General features: G+C 64.5%; 22 protein-coding genes. 6 read left to right on the top strand and 16 right to left on the bottom strand.

Translation table 11 applies throughout. The annotated features are described in order from the left end of the window. Positions 1-18 precede the first annotated feature (18 nt). On the bottom strand, positions 19-375 hold the full coding sequence (locus tag FJ430_RS05210) for a YciI family protein (RefSeq protein ID WP_140707134.1): 357 nt from the start codon (positions 373-375) through the stop codon (positions 19-21). Then, positions 372-590, bottom strand: coding sequence for a hypothetical protein (locus FJ430_RS05205; protein ID WP_140646053.1), 219 nt, complete (start codon positions 588-590; stop codon positions 372-374). Before FJ430_RS05205 ends, FJ430_RS05210 begins: the two co-directional genes overlap by 4 nt. A 213-nt stretch (positions 591-803) precedes the next feature. Here FJ430_RS05205 and FJ430_RS05200 point away from each other — a divergent pair, with 213 nt between their 5' ends. Further along, entirely contained in the window at positions 804-1,229 is a 426-nt protein-coding gene (locus tag FJ430_RS05200; protein ID WP_140646052.1) for an OsmC family protein, read from the top strand. A 27-nt stretch (positions 1,230-1,256) separates the two neighbouring features. On the opposite strand, the gene FJ430_RS05195 is transcribed toward FJ430_RS05200, so the two are convergent. Beyond that, positions 1,257-2,222, bottom strand: a complete 966-nt coding sequence (locus FJ430_RS05195) for a helix-turn-helix transcriptional regulator (protein WP_140707136.1) — start codon at positions 2,220-2,222, stop codon at positions 1,257-1,259. Positions 2,223-2,469: 247 nt separating this feature from the next. On the opposite strand from FJ430_RS05195, the gene FJ430_RS05190 reads away from it, so the two are divergent. From FJ430_RS05190 to FJ430_RS05180, 3 genes are read left to right on the top strand one after another with little or no spacing between them, the layout of a single operon-like run. Further along, positions 2,470-2,622 (top strand): hypothetical protein, encoded by a 153-nt coding sequence (locus FJ430_RS05190; protein WP_140658655.1) that lies wholly within the window; start codon positions 2,470-2,472, stop codon positions 2,620-2,622. After that, positions 2,619-3,032, top strand: coding sequence for a hypothetical protein (locus tag FJ430_RS05185; protein WP_140707138.1), 414 nt, complete (start codon positions 2,619-2,621; stop codon positions 3,030-3,032). The genes FJ430_RS05190 and FJ430_RS05185 overlap by 4 nt, the downstream gene beginning before the upstream one ends. Then, positions 3,026-3,571, top strand: coding sequence for a hypothetical protein (locus FJ430_RS05180; RefSeq protein WP_140707140.1), 546 nt, complete (start codon positions 3,026-3,028; stop codon positions 3,569-3,571). Before FJ430_RS05185 ends, FJ430_RS05180 begins: the two co-directional genes overlap by 7 nt. A gap of 12 nt (positions 3,572-3,583) precedes the next feature. Here FJ430_RS05180 and FJ430_RS05175 read toward each other — a convergent pair whose 3' ends face one another. From FJ430_RS05175 to FJ430_RS05145, 7 genes are all read right to left on the bottom strand, one after another. Further along, complete coding sequence (locus tag FJ430_RS05175) at positions 3,584-4,216, bottom strand: YceH family protein (protein ID WP_140707142.1); 633 nt, start codon at positions 4,214-4,216, stop codon at positions 3,584-3,586. 233 nt (positions 4,217-4,449) lie between these two features. Continuing rightward, positions 4,450-5,229, bottom strand: a complete 780-nt coding sequence (locus FJ430_RS05170) for a succinate dehydrogenase iron-sulfur subunit (protein WP_140646046.1) — start codon at positions 5,227-5,229, stop codon at positions 4,450-4,452. Further along, positions 5,229-5,663: a DUF3052 family protein gene (locus tag FJ430_RS05165; protein WP_140707144.1), complete on the bottom strand. Its 435-nt coding sequence runs from the start codon at positions 5,661-5,663 to the stop codon at positions 5,229-5,231. The genes FJ430_RS05170 and FJ430_RS05165 overlap by 1 nt, the downstream gene beginning before the upstream one ends. 2 nt (positions 5,664-5,665) lie before the next feature. Next, positions 5,666-7,501, bottom strand: a complete 1,836-nt coding sequence (sdhA, locus tag FJ430_RS05160; protein WP_140707146.1) for a succinate dehydrogenase flavoprotein subunit — start codon at positions 7,499-7,501, stop codon at positions 5,666-5,668. A gap of 4 nt (positions 7,502-7,505) precedes the next feature. Next, positions 7,506-7,901 (bottom strand): succinate dehydrogenase, hydrophobic membrane anchor protein, encoded by a 396-nt coding sequence (gene sdhD / locus FJ430_RS05155; RefSeq protein WP_140707148.1) that lies wholly within the window; start codon positions 7,899-7,901, stop codon positions 7,506-7,508. After that, the gene (gene sdhC / locus FJ430_RS05150) at positions 7,901-8,323 is read right to left on the bottom strand and encodes a succinate dehydrogenase, cytochrome b556 subunit (protein WP_140684948.1); all 423 of its coding nucleotides are present in this window, start codon (positions 8,321-8,323) and stop codon (positions 7,901-7,903) included. The genes sdhD and sdhC overlap by 1 nt, the downstream gene beginning before the upstream one ends. Positions 8,324-8,549: 226 nt before the next feature. Beyond that, entirely contained in the window at positions 8,550-9,050 is a 501-nt protein-coding gene (locus FJ430_RS05145; protein ID WP_140707150.1) for a hypothetical protein, read from the bottom strand. 363 nt (positions 9,051-9,413) lie between these two features. Here FJ430_RS05145 and FJ430_RS05140 point away from each other — a divergent pair, with 363 nt between their 5' ends. Continuing rightward, positions 9,414-9,770 (top strand): hypothetical protein, encoded by a 357-nt coding sequence (locus FJ430_RS05140; RefSeq protein WP_140707153.1) that lies wholly within the window; start codon positions 9,414-9,416, stop codon positions 9,768-9,770. Between the two features lie 99 nt (positions 9,771-9,869). Here the strand turns inward: FJ430_RS05140 and FJ430_RS05135 are convergent, their stop codons facing one another. Next, complete coding sequence (locus FJ430_RS05135) at positions 9,870-11,066, bottom strand: sensor domain-containing diguanylate cyclase (RefSeq protein WP_140707155.1); 1,197 nt, start codon at positions 11,064-11,066, stop codon at positions 9,870-9,872. A 160-nt stretch (positions 11,067-11,226) separates the two neighbouring features. On the opposite strand from FJ430_RS05135, the gene FJ430_RS05130 reads away from it, so the two are divergent. Beyond that, positions 11,227-11,532, top strand: coding sequence for a hypothetical protein (locus FJ430_RS05130; protein ID WP_140707157.1), 306 nt, complete (start codon positions 11,227-11,229; stop codon positions 11,530-11,532). A gap of 63 nt (positions 11,533-11,595) precedes the next feature. Here the strand turns inward: FJ430_RS05130 and leuC are convergent, their stop codons facing one another. The 5 genes from leuC to FJ430_RS05110 form a co-directional block, all read right to left on the bottom strand. Further along, positions 11,596-13,005: a 3-isopropylmalate dehydratase large subunit gene (gene leuC, locus FJ430_RS05125; RefSeq protein ID WP_140659909.1), complete on the bottom strand. Its 1,410-nt coding sequence runs from the start codon at positions 13,003-13,005 to the stop codon at positions 11,596-11,598. Between the two features lie 66 nt (positions 13,006-13,071). Next, the gene (locus FJ430_RS31585; protein WP_140659910.1) at positions 13,072-13,197 is read right to left on the bottom strand and encodes a hypothetical protein; all 126 of its coding nucleotides are present in this window, start codon (positions 13,195-13,197) and stop codon (positions 13,072-13,074) included. 365 nt (positions 13,198-13,562) lie between these two features. Beyond that, positions 13,563-14,213, bottom strand: a complete 651-nt coding sequence (locus FJ430_RS05120) for a class I SAM-dependent DNA methyltransferase (RefSeq protein ID WP_140707159.1) — start codon at positions 14,211-14,213, stop codon at positions 13,563-13,565. 123 nt (positions 14,214-14,336) lie between these two features. Then, a complete protein-coding gene (locus FJ430_RS05115) occupies positions 14,337-15,146 on the bottom strand; it encodes an amino acid ABC transporter permease (RefSeq protein WP_140707161.1) in 810 nt (269 codons plus the stop codon). 260 nt (positions 15,147-15,406) lie between these two features. Further along, positions 15,407-16,204, bottom strand: a complete 798-nt coding sequence (locus FJ430_RS05110) for a transporter substrate-binding domain-containing protein (RefSeq protein WP_140707163.1) — start codon at positions 16,202-16,204, stop codon at positions 15,407-15,409. Positions 16,205-16,273: the final 69 nt, after the last annotated feature.

The following is a 16,273-nucleotide window of genomic DNA, read 5'->3' as shown; positions in this document are numbered from 1 at the left end:
GCCGGATCCATACCAGGCTTATGACCCCGGTATGTCGTAGATCGCCCTGACCTCGACGGTGCCGAGCTCGGCCAGCGGAACGCGGTCGGCGATCGCCAGGGCTTCGTCGAGATCCGCTGCCTCGACCATGAGGAAACCCAGCAATTGCTCCTTGGTTTCGGCGAAGGGGCCGTCGGTCAGCAGCCGTTTGCCTTGGCGCCGCCTGAGCGACTTCGACATCTTCACCGGTTGCAGCGCCTGCGCGACGATCAGCTTGCCTTGCCGGTCGAGCTCCCTGTCATAGGCGAGCGAATCGGCATCGAGCTTGGCCGCGCGCTCAGGGGTAAGCGCGAAGAGGTCCTTTTCCTCGCCATAGACCAGCAGGACATATTTCATTTCGAGCTCCCTTTCGTTGATGATTTATAGGAGGCGACGGTGTCGGTCTTGCTTGCCGTCGCCGCATGGTCGAGTAGGCACGCCGCGACGCCGATGATGGCGATGGCCGCCGCCAGCCGGCCGAAGCCGGGCGCCGGCGGATCCAGCCAGAACTCTTCGAGTCGCCGGCCTTTTCGCCCCGGCCGTCCCCAAATCGCAAGAAACAGATTGTCCATCTTAACCTCCATCGGCCGCGAATGGCCGCCCGCAGGACGGTCGGGCAGACGGGAAGTCGACATTTTTGCACGCGCTTTTTTGGAGAATTTTCGAAGCGCGTCGCGCGACCTCAATCATACGAGGCCATGGATGGTCTTCCGGCCCGCTCGCGCTATAGTCACAGGGAACGCCGGCGCCTGCCGGCGAGAACCCCGACAGACCAGGAGGACTTCATGGACCGCACCGCAAACGCCGTCTGGAAAGGCAATTTGAAAGAGGGCAAGGGCACGCTCGACACCCAGAGCGGCACCTTGAAGGGCACGCCCTATTCGTTCAAGGCTCGTTTCGAGGACGAGAGCGGCAAGTCCGGCACCAATCCGGAAGAGCTGATCGCCGCCGCCCATGCCGGCTGCTACGCCATGCAGCTTTCGCATTTTTTGGCCGAGAACGGCACGCCGGCCACCGAGCTCGACGCCAAGGCGGTCGTGACGCTGGTGCCCGGCACCGGCATCACCGGCAGCGCCATCACCCTGGTCGGCAAGGTGCCGGGCATCGACGCGGCGAAATTCAAGGAGCTGGCCGAGAAGGCCAAGGCCGAATGCCCGGTGTCGAAGGCGCTGGGCGCGATCAAAGTGTCGCTGGACGCGAAATTGGGGTGAGACGGGAAACGGCGTCGCCCTCGGCAGTCAACCCTTGAGAGCGGCGGCACGGACATCCGACGGCGTCGCGTCATAGCGGCGCCGGAACGCCCGGTTGAAATAGGAGAGGTCGTTGAAGCCGGCCTCGAACGCGATCGCGGTGATGCTGCGCCCGGCGTTGCGCGGGTCGCAGAGCATGCGATGCACGTGCAGCAGCCGCTGGCGCAGCATGAACTCCGACAAAGACGTGCCGTCGCTTTCGAACAACTTGCGCACATAGCGCGTCGAAAGCCGGTGACGCCTGGCGACATCCTCGGCCGAAAGGTCGCCGCCTCTGGCGATGATGTCTGCCTTGATGGCACGCAGCCGCGCCACTCGTACGCCGCGCCCGCGCGCGATTTCCACCGCGTCCCTCGTCCCGCCGATGGCAAGCGCCGCCAGATCGAAGATATGCGTTGCCGCCACATGCAGCTCTTCCGGGCTGAGCCCGTCGCCCGCATCCTGGACCGAATGGACATAGTCGATCAGCAGCCGCATCGCTCCGGTGCCGGTCGGTAGCGGCCGCATCAGCGCGATCGCGGGATCGCCGATCAGCGGCGAAAGCTGTTTGAGGGAAAAGCTCATATTGACGAAGCGGATGCCGCCCGGCTGGATGACGTTGAGGCCGACTTCTTCACCGCTCATCATCAGCGCGTGGCCGCCGCCGACCGGCTCCTCACGGCCGCGATGCTTCATCACGCTTGCGCCGTCCAGTGCCGCGAGCAGGACAAGATCGTCGCTGTCGATCAGCGTCGTCGAATGATAGACCCGGAATGCCGAGCAGGTGCCCGTAGCGATGCCCAGCCCCGGCAGCGCGCGCACCCGCATATCGACATGCGTCGGGTCGAGCGGATCGAGATCAACCTTCAGCACCGTGCGGCCATAGACCTCGCGCATGACCTCGACACGATCCCGCTCCGGGACCATGTCCGTGACCAGCCTGAACGAAGCCGACGGCCCCCTTGCCGCAGTCATCGGCACCCCCTGCCTCTGACGGATGGCCCGCAGGACCATCGCCAATTTTGGAGCCCGGTTCCCGCTGTGGACGAACCGGCTCCAGAGGCGCGCTGATATGCGCCGAGGTTCCCGAAACGTCAATACAGGGCCGTTTTGGCCGCTTTAAGGGCCGCCTCGTCCAAGCTGCCCCTCGCCGGCCTCGCCTAGTTTGCGGCGCGCTTCGGCAAAGCCGGCAGCGCATTCGGAAACGATCGAAGGGGGTTCGATGTATCACCTGCAACTGTTCAAGACGCTGTCTCAATTGTCGTCAGCCGGCTTCAATCCTCGCGTCTACCTTTTGTCTCTCGCGCTCGGCAAAGGCGCAGCCGACCATCGCGACCTGAAACTGCCGCCTCGCCTTGGCGAGCGCCGGCCATGACCGCGAGACCTGTCTCTCCGATATCGTCGCTTGTCGGTCTTTTCGTTCTCGCCGGCTGCACAAGCCCTCAGGGGGCCGGCCTTGCGATCGGCGCGGTCGGCGCCATGGCCGGCGGCGGCAGGTTGAACCCGCTTTCGGCGGCGATCGGCCTCGGCACCATGGCGGCCGCCGATTCCGCCGCCGCGTCGCAGGCGGGTGTCATCACACCGCAGGAGCAGGCCAAATATGCCGGCATGTCCTGCGCGGAATTGCGTCAACTGACGGCGAACTATGCGGCGGCTCAAGGCGCGCGCCCGGCGGCAAAGAAATATGGCGGCATGGCGCCTGCCGGCAAGATGGCCATCGCCAATCAGGTCATCTCCACCCGGCTCACCTATCTGAAACAGCTTGTGGCGAGCAAAGGATGCTGACCGGCCTTTCGCGTTTGGGGCGGGCGAGGCTTGTTGGCCTGGCTGCGCTGGCGGGATCGTTGGCCTTGGCAGCCACCGACGGCTTCGGCCAGGGAATCGGGCCGACGACCCGCTCGCATCGCGGCCCGATACCGGTGGCGCTCGTAGGCCAGTGGAGTTTTGCGGCCGCGACCGGCCAGTATTGCGACCCGCTTGGCGATTGCGCGCCGGGCAGCGGCGGCAGCATCACCTTCACATTCGGCGTCGGCGGGCGTGCCGAATACAGCCTGTTTCAGTCCTCGCTGGTCGAAGGCTGCGGTCAGGTTCAGTCGCTGAGGTCTATGACCGGCACGGCAAGAGTGGACGGTTCCACGCTGGTGCTTACGCCGAGATCGGGAACCTACAAATCGTTCAATGGCTGCCGGCCGGACCTCACCGGAAACTGGAAACTTGGCGCTGAAGACCTGAAGCCGGTTTCGTTCAGCTGGCAATTGGATGAAGGGGAACTGCAGCTCGTCGACCCTACGGGCGAGGCCAGCGGCATCTACAACAGGAGGTGATACGCCGGGTTGTTATCCGGCGCCCAGCGCGTCGATCTTCGTGCGCAATGCCGCGACCTCTTCCTCGAGCGCTTTCACGCGCGCTTCGAGATCGCTATCCGAAGCTGACGCTGCCGCCTGCCAGGGCGCCGCCACCGCTGCCGCTTCCACCGGACCACTCAGCAGATGAACATAGCGCTCCTCGCGCTGCCCGGGCGCGCGTTCGAGCAGCTGGATCAGCGGCGGCCGGCGGCCGATCATCAGGTCGAGATTGTCGCGCAGCTCCTCGATCGAGGCGAAGCGCGCCATGCGCTCCGAGCGGGCCAGAAGCTCATGCGCCGTCTGCGCGCCGCGCAGAAGCAAGAGGCCGATGACCGCGATCTGCGGCGTGGTCAGTGAAAAGCGCTGCGCCATCAGATGCTCGTAGCGCTCGACGCGCGAGGCGAAGGCCTGCCGCACCAGGCCCTTCTGCTCGAGCGAGCTCAGCGCCCGCCGGATCTCGGTGAGCTCCAGAGCCATGACCGGCTCGCGCGCCGTCTTCTGGTTGGCCGCCTGGTGCGCGCCGTTGAGCGTCAGCGGATAGACATCCGGCGTCAGCTCCTTCTTCTCGATCAGGGAGCCGAGGACACGGGCTTCGACGGGGGACAGGGTCGGAAGATCGGTCATGGGCTGCAATCCTTTCTTGCGCCGGCGGGACAGCGCCCCCCTCTGTCCTGCCGGACATCTCCCCCACAAGGGGGAGATCAGCAGCTTCGTCAACAGCGCTTATTCTTCGACGGCAGCGATTGGCGAAAGCCGCGGTGACAGCCAATCTCCCCACCTGTGGGGGAGATGTCCGGCAGGACAGAGGGGGGCGCGAAGGATCGCTGCCTTCAAAGCACCGCTAACGAGTTCGCGCGCTAAACCCTTCTCTCCACCATCATCTTCTTGATCTCCGCGATCGCCTTGGCGGGATTGAGCCCCTTCGGGCAGGTCTGCGCGCAGTTCATGATGGTGTGGCAGCGATAGAGCCGGAACGGGTCTTCGAGATTGTCGAGCCGCTCGCCTGTCGCCTCGTCGCGGGAATCGATCAGCCAGCGATAGGCCTGCAGCAAGGTGGCCGGGCCGAGATAACGATCGCCGTTCCACCAGTAGCTCGGGCACGACGTCGAGCAGCAAGCGCACAGGATGCACTCGTAGAGCCCGTCGAGCTTCTCGCGGTCCTCGTGGCTCTGCAGCCATTCCTTGGCGGGCGTCGGCGAGACCGTCTGCAGCCAGGGTTGGATCGAAGCGTGCTGGGCATAGAAATTGGTGAGGTCAGGCACCAGGTCCTTGATCACAGCCATGTGCGGCAGCGGATAGACCTTCACGGCGCCCGAAATGTCCTCGGCGCCCTTGGTGCAGGCCAGCGTGTTCGAGCCGTCGATATTCATGGCGCAGGAACCGCAGATGCCTTCGCGGCAGGAGCGGCGCAAGGTCAGCGTCGGGTCGATCTTGTTCTTGATCCACAACAGCGCGTCGAGAACCATCGGCCCGCAATCGTCCATGTCGACGAAATAGGTGTCCATGCGCGGGTTCTCGTCGTCGTCCGGCGACCAGCGGTAGATGCGGTATTCGCGCAGGTTCGTGGCGCCTTCCGGCTTCGGCCAGGTCTTGCCTTGCTGGACCTTCGAATTCCTGGGAAGCGTGAGTTCGACCATTACTTGCGGTCCTTTCGGATGACGAGCTTCAGCCCGGACCAGATTTCGTTCACGGCAGCGACCGTGACGTCGACGAGGTCGCGTTTCAGCGCCTCCGACCGGATGACGTCCTCGGTGACGTCGGTCGGCACTTTCGATGCCTTCTTCGGCCAAGAAACCCAGACCATGCCGTCGCGCTTGATCGCCGTCTCGATATGGGCCAAGCCGTCCTCGATCTCGGCGCGCTGCAGGGTGAAGGCATGCACGGCATCGTATTTCCGGCGGCCCGAGATCGCCGACCATTTGGACAGCCGATCGACGCCGGCAAAGGACACCGCCTCGGTCAGCTCGTCGAGCTCCGGAGGCAGCGCAATGAAGGCGGCGACCATGCCGTCCCTCAGGCCGAGCTTGGCCGGAAGGGGCGTGCCGGAATATCCCGTGGTCGCCAATGCCATGGTCAATACACCCGCGCCTTCGGCGCGATCTTGGCCAAGCTGATGCCGCCGTCCTTTTCCGCCAGCAGCGGCTCGGTGTGCACCGGCCGGTAGGTCAGCGTCACCTTGCCGTCTTCGCTCAGATGAGCCAGCGTATGCTTGCGCCAGTTGGCGTCGTCGCGCTTGTCGAAATCCTCGCGCGCGTGCGCGCCGCGGCTCTCCTTGCGCGCCTCGGCGCCGTAGACCGTGGTGATGGCGTTGGCCATCAGGTTTTCCAGTTCCAGCGTCTCGACGAGGTCGGAATTCCAGATCATCGAGCGGTCGGTGACCTTGATGTCCTTGAGTTCGCCCCAGAGTTCCGAAATCCGCTTGCAGCCGTTCTCGAGCGATTCCTGCGTGCGGAACACGGCGGCGTCTTCCTGCATGGCGCGCTGCATTCTCTCGCGCAGCACCGCCGTCGGCGTCGAGCCGTTGGCGTGGCGCAGCCTGTCGAAGCGCTCCATGATCTTTTCGACCGAAGCTTCGTTGGGCGATGGGATCGCCGACTTGCGGTCGATCACCTGGCCGGCGCGGATGGCCGCCGCGCGGCCGAACACGACGAGGTCGATCAGCGAGTTCGAGCCGAGCCGGTTGGCACCATGCACCGAAGCGCAGCCGGCCTCGCCGACGGCCATCAGGCCGGGCGACACCCGGTCGGGATGCTCGGCCGTCGGGTTGAGCACCTCGCCCCAGTAATTGGTCGGCACGCCGCCCATATTGTAGTGGACCGTCGGCAGCACCGGGATCGGCTCCTTGGTGAGGTCGACGCCGGCAAAGATCTTGGCCGATTCCGAGATACCCGGCAGCCGCTCGTGCAGCACGGCCGGATCGAGATGGTCGAGATGCAGGAAGATGTGGTCCTTGTTCTTGCCGACGCCGCGGCCCTCGCGGATCTCCAGCGTCATGCAGCGCGAGACGACGTCGCGCGAGGCGAGGTCCTTGGCCGAAGGCGCGTAGCGCTCCATGAAGCGCTCGCCCTCGGAATTGACGAGGTAGCCGCCCTCGCCGCGCGCGCCTTCGGTGATCAGGCAGCCGGCACCGTAGATGCCGGTCGGATGGAACTGCACGAATTCCATGTCCTGCAGCGGCAGACCGGCTCTGGCTGCCATGCCGCCGCCGTCGCCGGTGCAGGTATGCGCCGAGGTGGCGGAGAAATAGGCTCGCCCATAGCCGCCGGTCGCCAGCACCACCATCTTGGCCGAGAAGCGGTGGATGGTGCCGTCGTCGAGGTTCCAGGCGACGACGCCGGTGCAGGTGCCGTCCGGCTCCACGATCAGGTCGAGCGCGAAATACTCGATGAAGAACTGGGCGTTGTTCTTCAGCGACTGGCCGTAGAGCGTGTGCAGGATGGCGTGGCCGGTGCGGTCGGCGGCCGCACAGGTGCGCTGCACCGGCGGACCGTCGCCATAGTTCATCATGTGGCCGCCGAACGGCCGCTGGTAGATCTTGCCTTCCTCGGTGCGCGAGAACGGCACGCCGTAATGCTCGAGCTCGTAGACGGCGGCCGGCGCCTCGCGCACCATGTATTCCATGGCGTCGACATCGCCGAGCCAGTCCGAGCCCTTGACGGTGTCGTACATGTGCCACTGCCAGGAGTCCGGCCCCATGTTGGACAGCGAAGCGGCGATGCCGCCTTGCGCGGCCACAGTGTGCGAACGCGTCGGGAACACCTTGGTGATGCAGGCGGTGCGCAGCCCCTGCTCGGCCATGCCGAGCGTGGCACGCAGGCCGGCGCCGCCGGCGCCAACGATCACGACGTCGAATTTATGGTCGACAAAAGTGTAGGCGGAAGCCGTGTTGGCTGTATTTGCGTTGGCCAAGACGTCAGCCTCCGAATGCGAGTTTGAGCAGGGCAAACAGCGAAGCGACGCCGACTGCCACGCAGAAGAAGGTGTTGAGCGCGATCAGCGCCAACCTCAGGCCTTCGCCATGCACGTAATCCTCGATGATCACCTGCATGCCGATGCGCATGTGGTAAAGCGGCGAGATCAGCACCAGCCCGAGCATGACCACCACGAACGGGTTCGCAAGCGCCGCCCGCACATCCGCGTAGTCATGGCCGTTGATCGCGATCAGGAAGCCGACGAAGAACAGGATCAAAGGAATGTTGGCGATGGCGGTCAGCCGCTGCCGCCAGAAATGCCCGGTGCCTTCGCGGGCCGAACCGAGGCCGCGGACTCTCGCCAGCGGCGTGCGCATGTCCGAATTGTTGGCGGCCATCAGAAAGCTCCCCGCGCCATATAGCCGGCGATCCAGATCAGCAGCGTGAGCACGATCGAACCGGCGAGCGTCGCCCAGGCGATCCTCGACGCGGTGTGTTTTTCCAGTCCCGCGCCGGTGTCCCAGACAAGGTGGCGCAGCCCGCCCAGCATGTGGTGCATCAGCGCCCAGGTGTAGCCGAACAGAACCAGCCGGCCGAGCCAGGAGCCGAAGGCCCAGTTGACCCAGTCGAAGGCGGCCTGCGAGCTCGAAGCTGCGATCAGCCACGCCGCCACCAGCAGCGTCCCGAAATAGAGCGCGCCGCCGGTGATGCGATGGATGATCGACATCGTCATCGTGATCGGCGGCCGGTAGACCGTCAGATGCGGCGAGAGCGGCCGTTCACGTCTGGCAACTGCGCGGGTGGCTGGTGATTTGCTCATGGCTCCCCCAGATCGGCATCCTGGAGCCGCGATGGGAATGCGGCGTTTGCCGCCCTCATATATGGCTTCGGACAGCCGGTTTCTAATGCTCTTTTTGCACCGCGTCAAAGCCGGAAAAACGTTTTGGAAACATCATTTAGTCTGACAAATTGGAGGCCGCGCGCTTCAATCGATTAGCGGCTGTTTAGAAGTCGGCGCAGCGTTCGCTGCAGTGCAACAAACTGCGCTATCTTCTGCAAGTCTGCGGGGTGGATCCCCTCTTCATCACCAGCGCCTCGCGTCCGTCGATCACGATTGCGTCATGCGTCGCCGCTTCCTGGTAGCGGCTGCTCTGGTTGGCGGGCGAGGCGGCGAAATCCTCAGTCGTCCCATCCGGCCGGACCACGCGCAGCGACGAGCCGAGATTCTGCATGGTGATCAAGCCGCCATTGCCGCATCTGTACGTGGCCGTGCCGATGCCGGATCGCGGCGTCGTAAGATCGGTGATGATCTTGGTTGGCGGTGCGGGCCTCTTGGCCGCTGTCGGGACCGACACTGCCGCAGGTACTGGGGGCGTCGCAGGTATCGACGTCGCCGCTGGCGCGGCGGGCTGCTGGTTCGGCGCAGGCGAAGCCGGCAGCGGTGCGGCATCGGCCGACTTGGGCGCGCCATCCTGCGGTACGCAGGCCGCGGCCGCGAGAAGCAGCGGGATGATGATCGAGACCCGAACCGTGTGGCCAAAGCTCATACGCTGCCCTTTCGTGCGCGGCACCCTACAGCAATTCCGGGAAAAGTGTGAACGGTTGGGTTCGGCGTGTTCGCCGTGGCCTTCCGTCCGGAATTGCGTCGAAACAAAGAGATAGCCGCTTGCCGTTACTGTGAAACGGTGGACCGCTGTAGCCACGCGACGTTGCAAGATCAAGGTGACCTGAAGTCAGATCGGCACTGCGACCGCCCTGTTGCCTGGCAAGCCGGCCCTCGAAATTAACCATGTTCCCTAAGAACCGGCGCCGAAGGCCTCCCGCCTCTTAACAAAGGTTAAGAAAGAGTTAATTTCCGATTCGAACCGGATTCCAGGCGCGATCTGTCGCGCCGATCAAGGGAGAGCGACATGCGTTCGAATTCAGTGCGGGCAAGCCTCGCGGCCGCGGCGCTGGCAGGGTTTGTCATGGCAATCGCCGCGCCGGCCGAAGCCGGCTTGCGCCATCACGACCGTGTCTATGCCGATTCCTTCGGCAATCTCGTCATCGACAGCGCCGCCGGCTACAAGCGCATCGTCGTCGGCGAGGGCAAGCTTGCGAAAAAGCTTTCCGAATTCACCAGCGCCGGCCAGCCGGATGTCGTCTATGACGATGCGGACGAACCCGGCGCGCCCGGCTGCTACCAGCCGCCGGTGCTGGTGAAGGGCCGCTCCTATATGTACGGGCTTTCCGACGGCGAGATGCCCAATCTCAGCCCTTGCCGTTGAAGATCGTCGGCGTTTGGCGCCGTCACAGCGCGCCTGACACGCGTCCGGTGTCATAGACGACAACCGCCATGAATGCCGCCGCCGCCGGGCCTGTATGTATCAGCCGACGGCGAGCGGCTCGGCAGCGAAGGCGGTTTCAGGTCTCTCATAGGAAAGCCGCACGCTGTCGCGGCCGTTCTTTTTGGCCTTGTAGAGCGCCTCGTCGGCGCGCCGCATCAGCGGCGCCAGGCCTTCCCTGCCGCTTCGCGCGGCAACGCCGAAGCTGGCCGTGACCCTGGTATCGGGCGGCAGCCCGTCGATCGCGCCGGCCGAATAGAAAGCGCGGATCGCTTCGGCGAAGAGCCTTGCCGCCCCCAGGTCGCTGAGCGGCAAAAGCACGGCGAACTCTTCGCCGCCGATGCGGCCGGCGGCCCCGCGTGCGCCGGTGGCGGAACGCAACTTGGCGGCGAAATCGGCGATAACCCGGTCGCCGGCCTCATGCCCATGTTGGTCGTTCAGCGCCTTGAAGTGATCGAGATCGGCAAGCACCAGGGCGACGGGAAACCCCGCCTTGCCGCACTGGTCGAGCAACACGGTTGCCCGCTCCTCGAAGCCGCGGCGGTTGAGGATGCCCGAGAGCGGATCCGTGTGGGTCTCGGCCTTCAGTGCCCTCATCACGTCGAGCGCCGCGGCCGTGAACAGGCTAAGCGCGATCAGCAGCGACAACAGCGCGTGCGAAAGCAGCGCCGTCGTCCAGTAGGACGAGCCGTAGAAGCCGTCATAGCCAAGGAACGGTCCATGCGCGATGACGACGATCAGCGTGCGGGCGATGAAGTTCAGCCCGGAAAGCAGCGACAGCGCGAACAGGATTTTCTCGGTCGGACCGTTGTTGCGCACCGTTCTCAGTTCCGCGGCGACCAGCAGGCTGAGCGCGCCAAAGCCGAAATTCATGACGAGCACGCGCCAGGTGAGGTCCGGCTCGACGAACATGAACCAGATGAAAGCGGCGAGCCCGCCTCCGGTCACGATACCGATGCCTACATAGGGCACGCGCCGCCCATAGCGCGCGACGATCGCGCTGGAGAGGCAGCAGGCCGCGATCGTGAAACAGATGTTGGAAGCCAGCTTGGTCAGCGCCACGCCGATCGGAAGCGTGAAATACTGCAGCAGGAAACCCGGCGCCGACAGGCAGTAGCTCGCGCCGAGCGCAGCCAGATACGGGCGATGACGCTGATAGGAAAACAGCACGAGGAACGCGGCGCCAAGCGCTAGCGCTATCGACGGATTGAGCAGCGCTATGAGCAGACCGGTGTCCAAAGGACTGCGACTTTCCCCAACTTACCCAGGGGGAGATACTAGGACCTAAGCCCAAACAAGCGGTTAAGCCCCGACGAGCACATCGCATGCCACACGGAACCGGCCTGCCGGAGCGGCGTTGTCCGGCCAGACAGGAGACGCCAGACGGGAGACGATCGAGATGGCCGGCACGATCACTTTGACGAACCACGATGAAATCCGCTCCTGGGCGGCGGCGCGCGCCGGCTTCCCGGCCATCGTCGACGTCTCGCCCGAGGCGGGAACGCAGCCCATGCTGCGACTGGTTTTTGGGCAGCAGGCCTATGAAGACACCGACCGCCCGGAGCGTTCGATCAACAGCGGCGGCTACGAGCTCGTGGAGTGGGACGAATGGTTCAGGATTTTCGACGAGCGGCAGTTGGCCTTGGTCGTCGCCGCCGACGAGCCCGGCCGGCGCGAGGAGTTTCACGAGATCATTCGCAGATAGAGCGCTGAAAGCAAAAGGCCCGGACGTCCTGCCCGGGCCTTTGTTGAGAGACGCAGCCGGCTGTTACTTCCAGTCGCGGATGTCGACAAAGTGGCCGGCGATCGCGGCGGCCGCCGCCATGGCCGGCGACACCAGGTGGGTGCGGCCCTTGAAGCCCTGCCGGCCCTCGAAATTGCGGTTCGAGGTCGAGGCGCAGCGTTCATGCGGCTTCAGCCGGTCGTCGTTCATGGCCAGGCACATCGAGCAGCCCGGCTCGCGCCAATCGAAGCCGGCGGCGACGAAGATCTTGTCGAGGCCCTCGGCCTCCGCTTGTTCCTTGACCAGGCCCGAGCCGGGCACGATCATGGCATTGACGCGCGGATTGACGGTCTTGCCCTCGACCACCTTGGCGGCGGCGCGCAGGTCTTCGATGCGGCCGTTGGTGCAGGAGCCGATGAAGACGCGGTCGAGCGCTATGTCGGTGATCTTGGTCCCCGGCGTCAGCCCCATATAGTCGAGCGCGCGGATCTTCGACGTGCGCTTGTTCTCGTCCGCGATCTCTTGCGGATTGGGCACGATTCCCTGCACCGAGACGACGTCCTCGGGCGAGGAGCCCCAGGAGACGATCGGCGGCAGTTTCTGCGCGTCGAGCACCACGACCTTGTCGAAATGTGCGCCCTCGTCGGACTGCAGCGTCTTCCAATAGGCGAGCGCGGCATCCCAGGCAGCGCCCTTCGGCGCGCGCGGCTTGTCCTTCACATAGGCAAAGGTCGTCTCGTCCGGCGCGATCAGGCCTGCCCGCGCGCCGCCCTCGATCGACATGTTGCAGATCGTCATGCGGCCTTCCATCGACAGCGAGCGGATCGCTTCGCCGGCATATTCGATGACGTAGCCGGTGCCGCCGGCGGTGCCGATCTCGCCGATGATGGCAAGGATGATGTCCTTGGCGGTGACGCCTTCCGGCAACTGGCCGTCGACGCGCACCAGCATATTCTTGGCCTTGCGCTGGATCAGCGTCTGGGTGGCCAGCACATGCTCGACTTCCGACGTGCCGATGCCATGCGCCAGCGCGCCGAAAGCGCCGTGCGTGGAGGTGTGGCTGTCGCCGCAGACGATTGTCATGCCGGGCAGCGTGAAGCCCTGTTCCGGTCCGATGATGTGGACGATGCCTTGGCGGATATCGTTCTCGGAATAATATTCGATGCCGAAATCCTTGGCGTTCTTGGCCAGCGCCTCGACCTGGATGCGGCTTTCCTCGTTCTTGATGCCGAACTTGCGCTCGGGCGAGGTCGGCACGTTGTGGTCGACCACGGCCAGCGTCTTTTCCGGATGGCGGACCTTGCGGCCGCTCATGCGCAGGCCTTCGAAGGCCTGCGGGCTGGTGACTTCGTGGACAAGGTGGCGGTCGATATAGAGCAGGCAGGTGCCGTCGTCCTGGCGGTCGACCGTGTGGTCGTCGAAGATCTTGTCGTAGAGGGTGCGCGGTGCGCTCATGTGCGTAAATCCGTCGATATGAGAATAGGAAAAGCTGGCGTGGCTTCGGCCGGCAAGCGACTTCGATCAGTCGGCCCGGCGAAGTCGGCAGGTGAGCGCGCCGCAGACCCGCGCGGCAAATCGCGACGGCAGGCGCTTTCTGTCCTGCAGCACGAAACCCTTGTAGGCCGGATCGCTGAAAAGCTTTTCCATGGCGGCGTAGATAGCAATGTTTTGGCTTTTCGGCAATTAGCGGCTGGGACCTTGTTCCTCGCCCTCACATTCCCACACCTTCGGAGGGCAAAGGCAGAGCGCCAAGGTCGGCGAGCGCGCGCCCTTCCTCTCCCCCGCCGATCGGGGGAGAGGTGGCGAGCGAAGCTCGACGGAGTGGGGGTCGACTTGGCTCGGCCATTGTTATTTCAAACCGAGCATTGCCTCGGCTTTATAGGGGCCGGTGGCGAGTTATTAGCGACGGCGCATTTGAGGACCGCCGTCCCCCGTTCCGTCGCTGCTTCGCAGCGCCACCTCTCCCCCCTCCGGAGGGAGAGGAAGGGAGGCAAGATCGGCGAGCTCACGGCTCAAACCACCTCGAACACGAACGTCTTCACCAGCGCTTCCGGGTCGCCGATCGCGTAGCAGCGGAACCACGGGCTTTGCTCTACGAGCCGCCATCTCTTCGCCTGGGTCAGCTCGTCGAACACCGTTTGAAAACCGCCGCTCTCGAAAACCTGGTCGCGCACGGTGAAGATGGCGTGGCCGCCGCTTCTGGTGATGCGCACCAGTTCGTGCAAGCCGGAGGCAGGGGCATGACCGATGGTGAAGACGCCGGTCGAGAAGAAGGCGCGGAAATGCCGGTCGGGCCAGGGCAGCGGACCGCCGAGCATCGTCTTCTTCAGCTCGCCATAGGCCGGCTTGCCATTGGCCTGGCGGCTGCCGGCGATCTTCAGCATGTCGTCGGAGAGGTCGAGCCCGGCGATGTCGCCATAGCCCAGAGCCTTGAGCGACGGCCCCGACAGGCCCGTGCCGCAGCCGGCGTCGAGCAGCGGACCTTCGCCCGCCGGCACGTGCCGCGCCACCCAGGCGGTGATCAGGAAAGGCAGGAGATAGCCAAGCGAGGCGGTCTCGCTGTCATAGGTCGCGGCCCAGTCGGCATAGGCCTTGGCGAGCCCTTCCGGCGAGTCGGCCGAATAGACGGAGTCCAGCGCCGCATTGGCCTTGTCGAAATTCATGGGACGTCTCCTCCGCCGGATGCATGTGACCAAGGTAGAGCAATTCCAGGAAAAGTGGGAACCGGTTTTCCGCCCGGAATTGCGTCGGAAACAAAGAGGTAGCGCGGACTTTGGCGCCCCCCGCTATTGCTGATGCTGCCGGCGCAGCCGCTGTTCCAGCGCCCGCAGCGCCAGCGACAGGCCGACGGTCAGGATAAGGTAGATATAGGCGACGATCGAATAGGTCTCGAAGAAGCGGAAGGAGCCCGCGGCATAGACCTTGCCGATCTGGGTAATGTCGGCGACGCCGAGCACCGAGACCAGCGAGGAATCCTTGACCATGGCGACGAAATCGTTGCCGAGCGGCGGCAGGATCATGCGGATCGCCTGCGGGAACACAATCAGCCGGAAGCGCTGCGCCCGGCTGAGCCCAAGCGCCTTCGCGGCTTCGATCTGTCCCTTCTCGACCGACTGGATGCCGGCGCGGAACACTTCCGAGATGAAGGCCGAGTAGCCGATGGTCAAAGCCATGATGGCGCGCCAGAGCAGCGATACGTCGCGCACCAGCAGTTCGCCGATCAGGCCGGCGCTCTGCAGCGGCGCGGTCAACGCGTTCCAGGCGGCGACGAAGGCCGGCGCGCCGGCAAAGGCGATCCAGAACAACAGCACCAGGATCGGCACGCCGCGGATGATCTCGACATAGAAGCGCGCGATCTGCCGCAGCCATTGCGACCCCGACAGCGCCATTAGCGCAATGCCAAGTCCAAGCGCGGAGGCCAGCGCGAAAGCGACCGCGGTGACGAAGATGGTGATGCCGATGCCCTTAGCGACGGTGGCGAAGACTTGCGCATAGAGGTCGCTGGAGGCAATGGCGAGGGCGGCGGCCAAAGCAAGGGCGAGGGCGGCTGCCAGCCACCAGGGGAATTCGGATTTGGCGGATGGGGTGGCGGGCATCAGTTCCCAACGCTGGTGAATAGATGCCTTCGCAAGAGCTGCCGATCTCCCCCCTTGCGGGGGAGATGTCCGGTAGGACAGAGGGGGGTGCTGTCCCGCCGGCCTATCAACTGGTTGCGATCACCGCCTCTGACCGGATTCTCTTCGCAGAAGCTTAGAACGGAAATGTCGCGATCCTGCACACCCCCCTCTGCCCTGCCGGGCATCTCCCCCGCAAGGGGGGAGATTGGCAGCTTTGCCGGCCGTCGCGACAACAGCGCCTACTGCCCCATCTTGTAATCGAGGAACCATTTCTTGTTGAGCTTATCGAACGTGCCGTCCGCCTTGAGCGCGGCGATGGCGGCATTGACAGGCTTCACCAGGTCCGAGCCCTTCGGGAAGATGAAGCCGAAATCCTCGGTGCCGAGCGGCCCGCCGATCAGCTTCAGCTTGCCTTCGGAGGCATCGACATAGCCCTGGCCCGCGGTGCCGTCGGTGAGCACGACGTCGACGTCGCCCGTCTTCAGCGCCTGCACGGTCGCGCCGAACGTCTCGAACAGCTTTATCCGCGGGTTCTGCTCGTTGCCGTCGAGCACGCTGTAGACGGCGGTGTAGAAAGGCGTGGTGCCCGGCTGGGCGCCGATCAGCCCGTCCTTGAAGGCGCCGAAGGTCTTGGCGTCGGTGAAGCGGCTTTCATCGCCGCGCACCAGCATGAATTGCTCCGAGCGCATATAGGGGTCGGAGAAGTCGACCTTCTCCTTGCGGTCGTCCTTGATGGTGATGCCGGTCATGCCGATGTTGTACTGATTGTCGGAAACCGCCTGGATCATCGCGTCCCAGGAGGTGTTCTGGTACTCGACCTTGAAATTCAGCCGCTTGGCGATCTCGTCCATCGCGTCATATTCCCAGCCGATCTGCTTGCCGGTCTTCTTGTCGATGAACTGCAGCGGCGGATAGGCGTTTTCCGTTACCACCACGACCTTTTTGCCGCCGAGATCGGGCAGATTGTCGGCGAGCGCCGCGACAGGCGCGAGAAGGCAGGCCACCATGGCGGCCAGCAGCAGTTTCGACTTGGTCATGACAAATCTCCGAAAGTGCAGGCCGCGCTGCAATCTCGCGGCCAGGAAAAATCCGGTGCCGACTTTAGA

This window comes from Mesorhizobium sp. B2-8-5, assembly GCF_006440675.2.
GTDB lineage: Bacteria > Pseudomonadota > Alphaproteobacteria > Rhizobiales > Rhizobiaceae > Mesorhizobium.
The sequence above is the reverse complement of the archived record's forward strand: the minus strand, read 5'-3'. Positions and strand labels throughout refer to the sequence as shown.

Coding starts and splice junctions, on each gene's coding strand:
- FJ430_RS05210 (WP_140707134.1), bottom strand. CDS start 375: ATGAAATATGTCCTGCTGGTCTATGGCGAGGAAAAGGACCTCTTCGCG.
- FJ430_RS05205 (WP_140646053.1), bottom strand. CDS start 590: ATGGACAATCTGTTTCTTGCGATTTGGGGACGGCCGGGGCGAAAAGGC.
- FJ430_RS05200 (WP_140646052.1), top strand. CDS start 804: ATGGACCGCACCGCAAACGCCGTCTGGAAAGGCAATTTGAAAGAGGGC.
- FJ430_RS05195 (WP_140707136.1), bottom strand. CDS start 2,222: ATGACTGCGGCAAGGGGGCCGTCGGCTTCGTTCAGGCTGGTCACGGAC.
- FJ430_RS05190 (WP_140658655.1), top strand. CDS start 2,470: ATGTATCACCTGCAACTGTTCAAGACGCTGTCTCAATTGTCGTCAGCC.
- FJ430_RS05185 (WP_140707138.1), top strand. CDS start 2,619: ATGACCGCGAGACCTGTCTCTCCGATATCGTCGCTTGTCGGTCTTTTC.
- FJ430_RS05180 (WP_140707140.1), top strand. CDS start 3,026: ATGCTGACCGGCCTTTCGCGTTTGGGGCGGGCGAGGCTTGTTGGCCTG.
- FJ430_RS05175 (WP_140707142.1), bottom strand. CDS start 4,216: ATGACCGATCTTCCGACCCTGTCCCCCGTCGAAGCCCGTGTCCTCGGC.
- FJ430_RS05170 (WP_140646046.1), bottom strand. CDS start 5,229: ATGGTCGAACTCACGCTTCCCAGGAATTCGAAGGTCCAGCAAGGCAAG.
- FJ430_RS05165 (WP_140707144.1), bottom strand. CDS start 5,663: ATGGCATTGGCGACCACGGGATATTCCGGCACGCCCCTTCCGGCCAAG.
- sdhD (WP_140707148.1), bottom strand. CDS start 7,901: ATGGCCGCCAACAATTCGGACATGCGCACGCCGCTGGCGAGAGTCCGC.
- sdhC (WP_140684948.1), bottom strand. CDS start 8,323: ATGAGCAAATCACCAGCCACCCGCGCAGTTGCCAGACGTGAACGGCCG.
- FJ430_RS05145 (WP_140707150.1), bottom strand. CDS start 9,050: ATGAGCTTTGGCCACACGGTTCGGGTCTCGATCATCATCCCGCTGCTT.
- FJ430_RS05140 (WP_140707153.1), top strand. CDS start 9,414: ATGCGTTCGAATTCAGTGCGGGCAAGCCTCGCGGCCGCGGCGCTGGCA.
- FJ430_RS05130 (WP_140707157.1), top strand. CDS start 11,227: ATGGCCGGCACGATCACTTTGACGAACCACGATGAAATCCGCTCCTGG.
- leuC (WP_140659909.1), bottom strand. CDS start 13,005: ATGAGCGCACCGCGCACCCTCTACGACAAGATCTTCGACGACCACACG.
- FJ430_RS31585 (WP_140659910.1), bottom strand. CDS start 13,197: ATGGAAAAGCTTTTCAGCGATCCGGCCTACAAGGGTTTCGTGCTGCAG.
- FJ430_RS05120 (WP_140707159.1), bottom strand. CDS start 14,213: ATGAATTTCGACAAGGCCAATGCGGCGCTGGACTCCGTCTATTCGGCC.
- FJ430_RS05115 (WP_140707161.1), bottom strand. CDS start 15,146: ATGCCCGCCACCCCATCCGCCAAATCCGAATTCCCCTGGTGGCTGGCA.
- FJ430_RS05110 (WP_140707163.1), bottom strand. CDS start 16,204: ATGACCAAGTCGAAACTGCTGCTGGCCGCCATGGTGGCCTGCCTTCTC.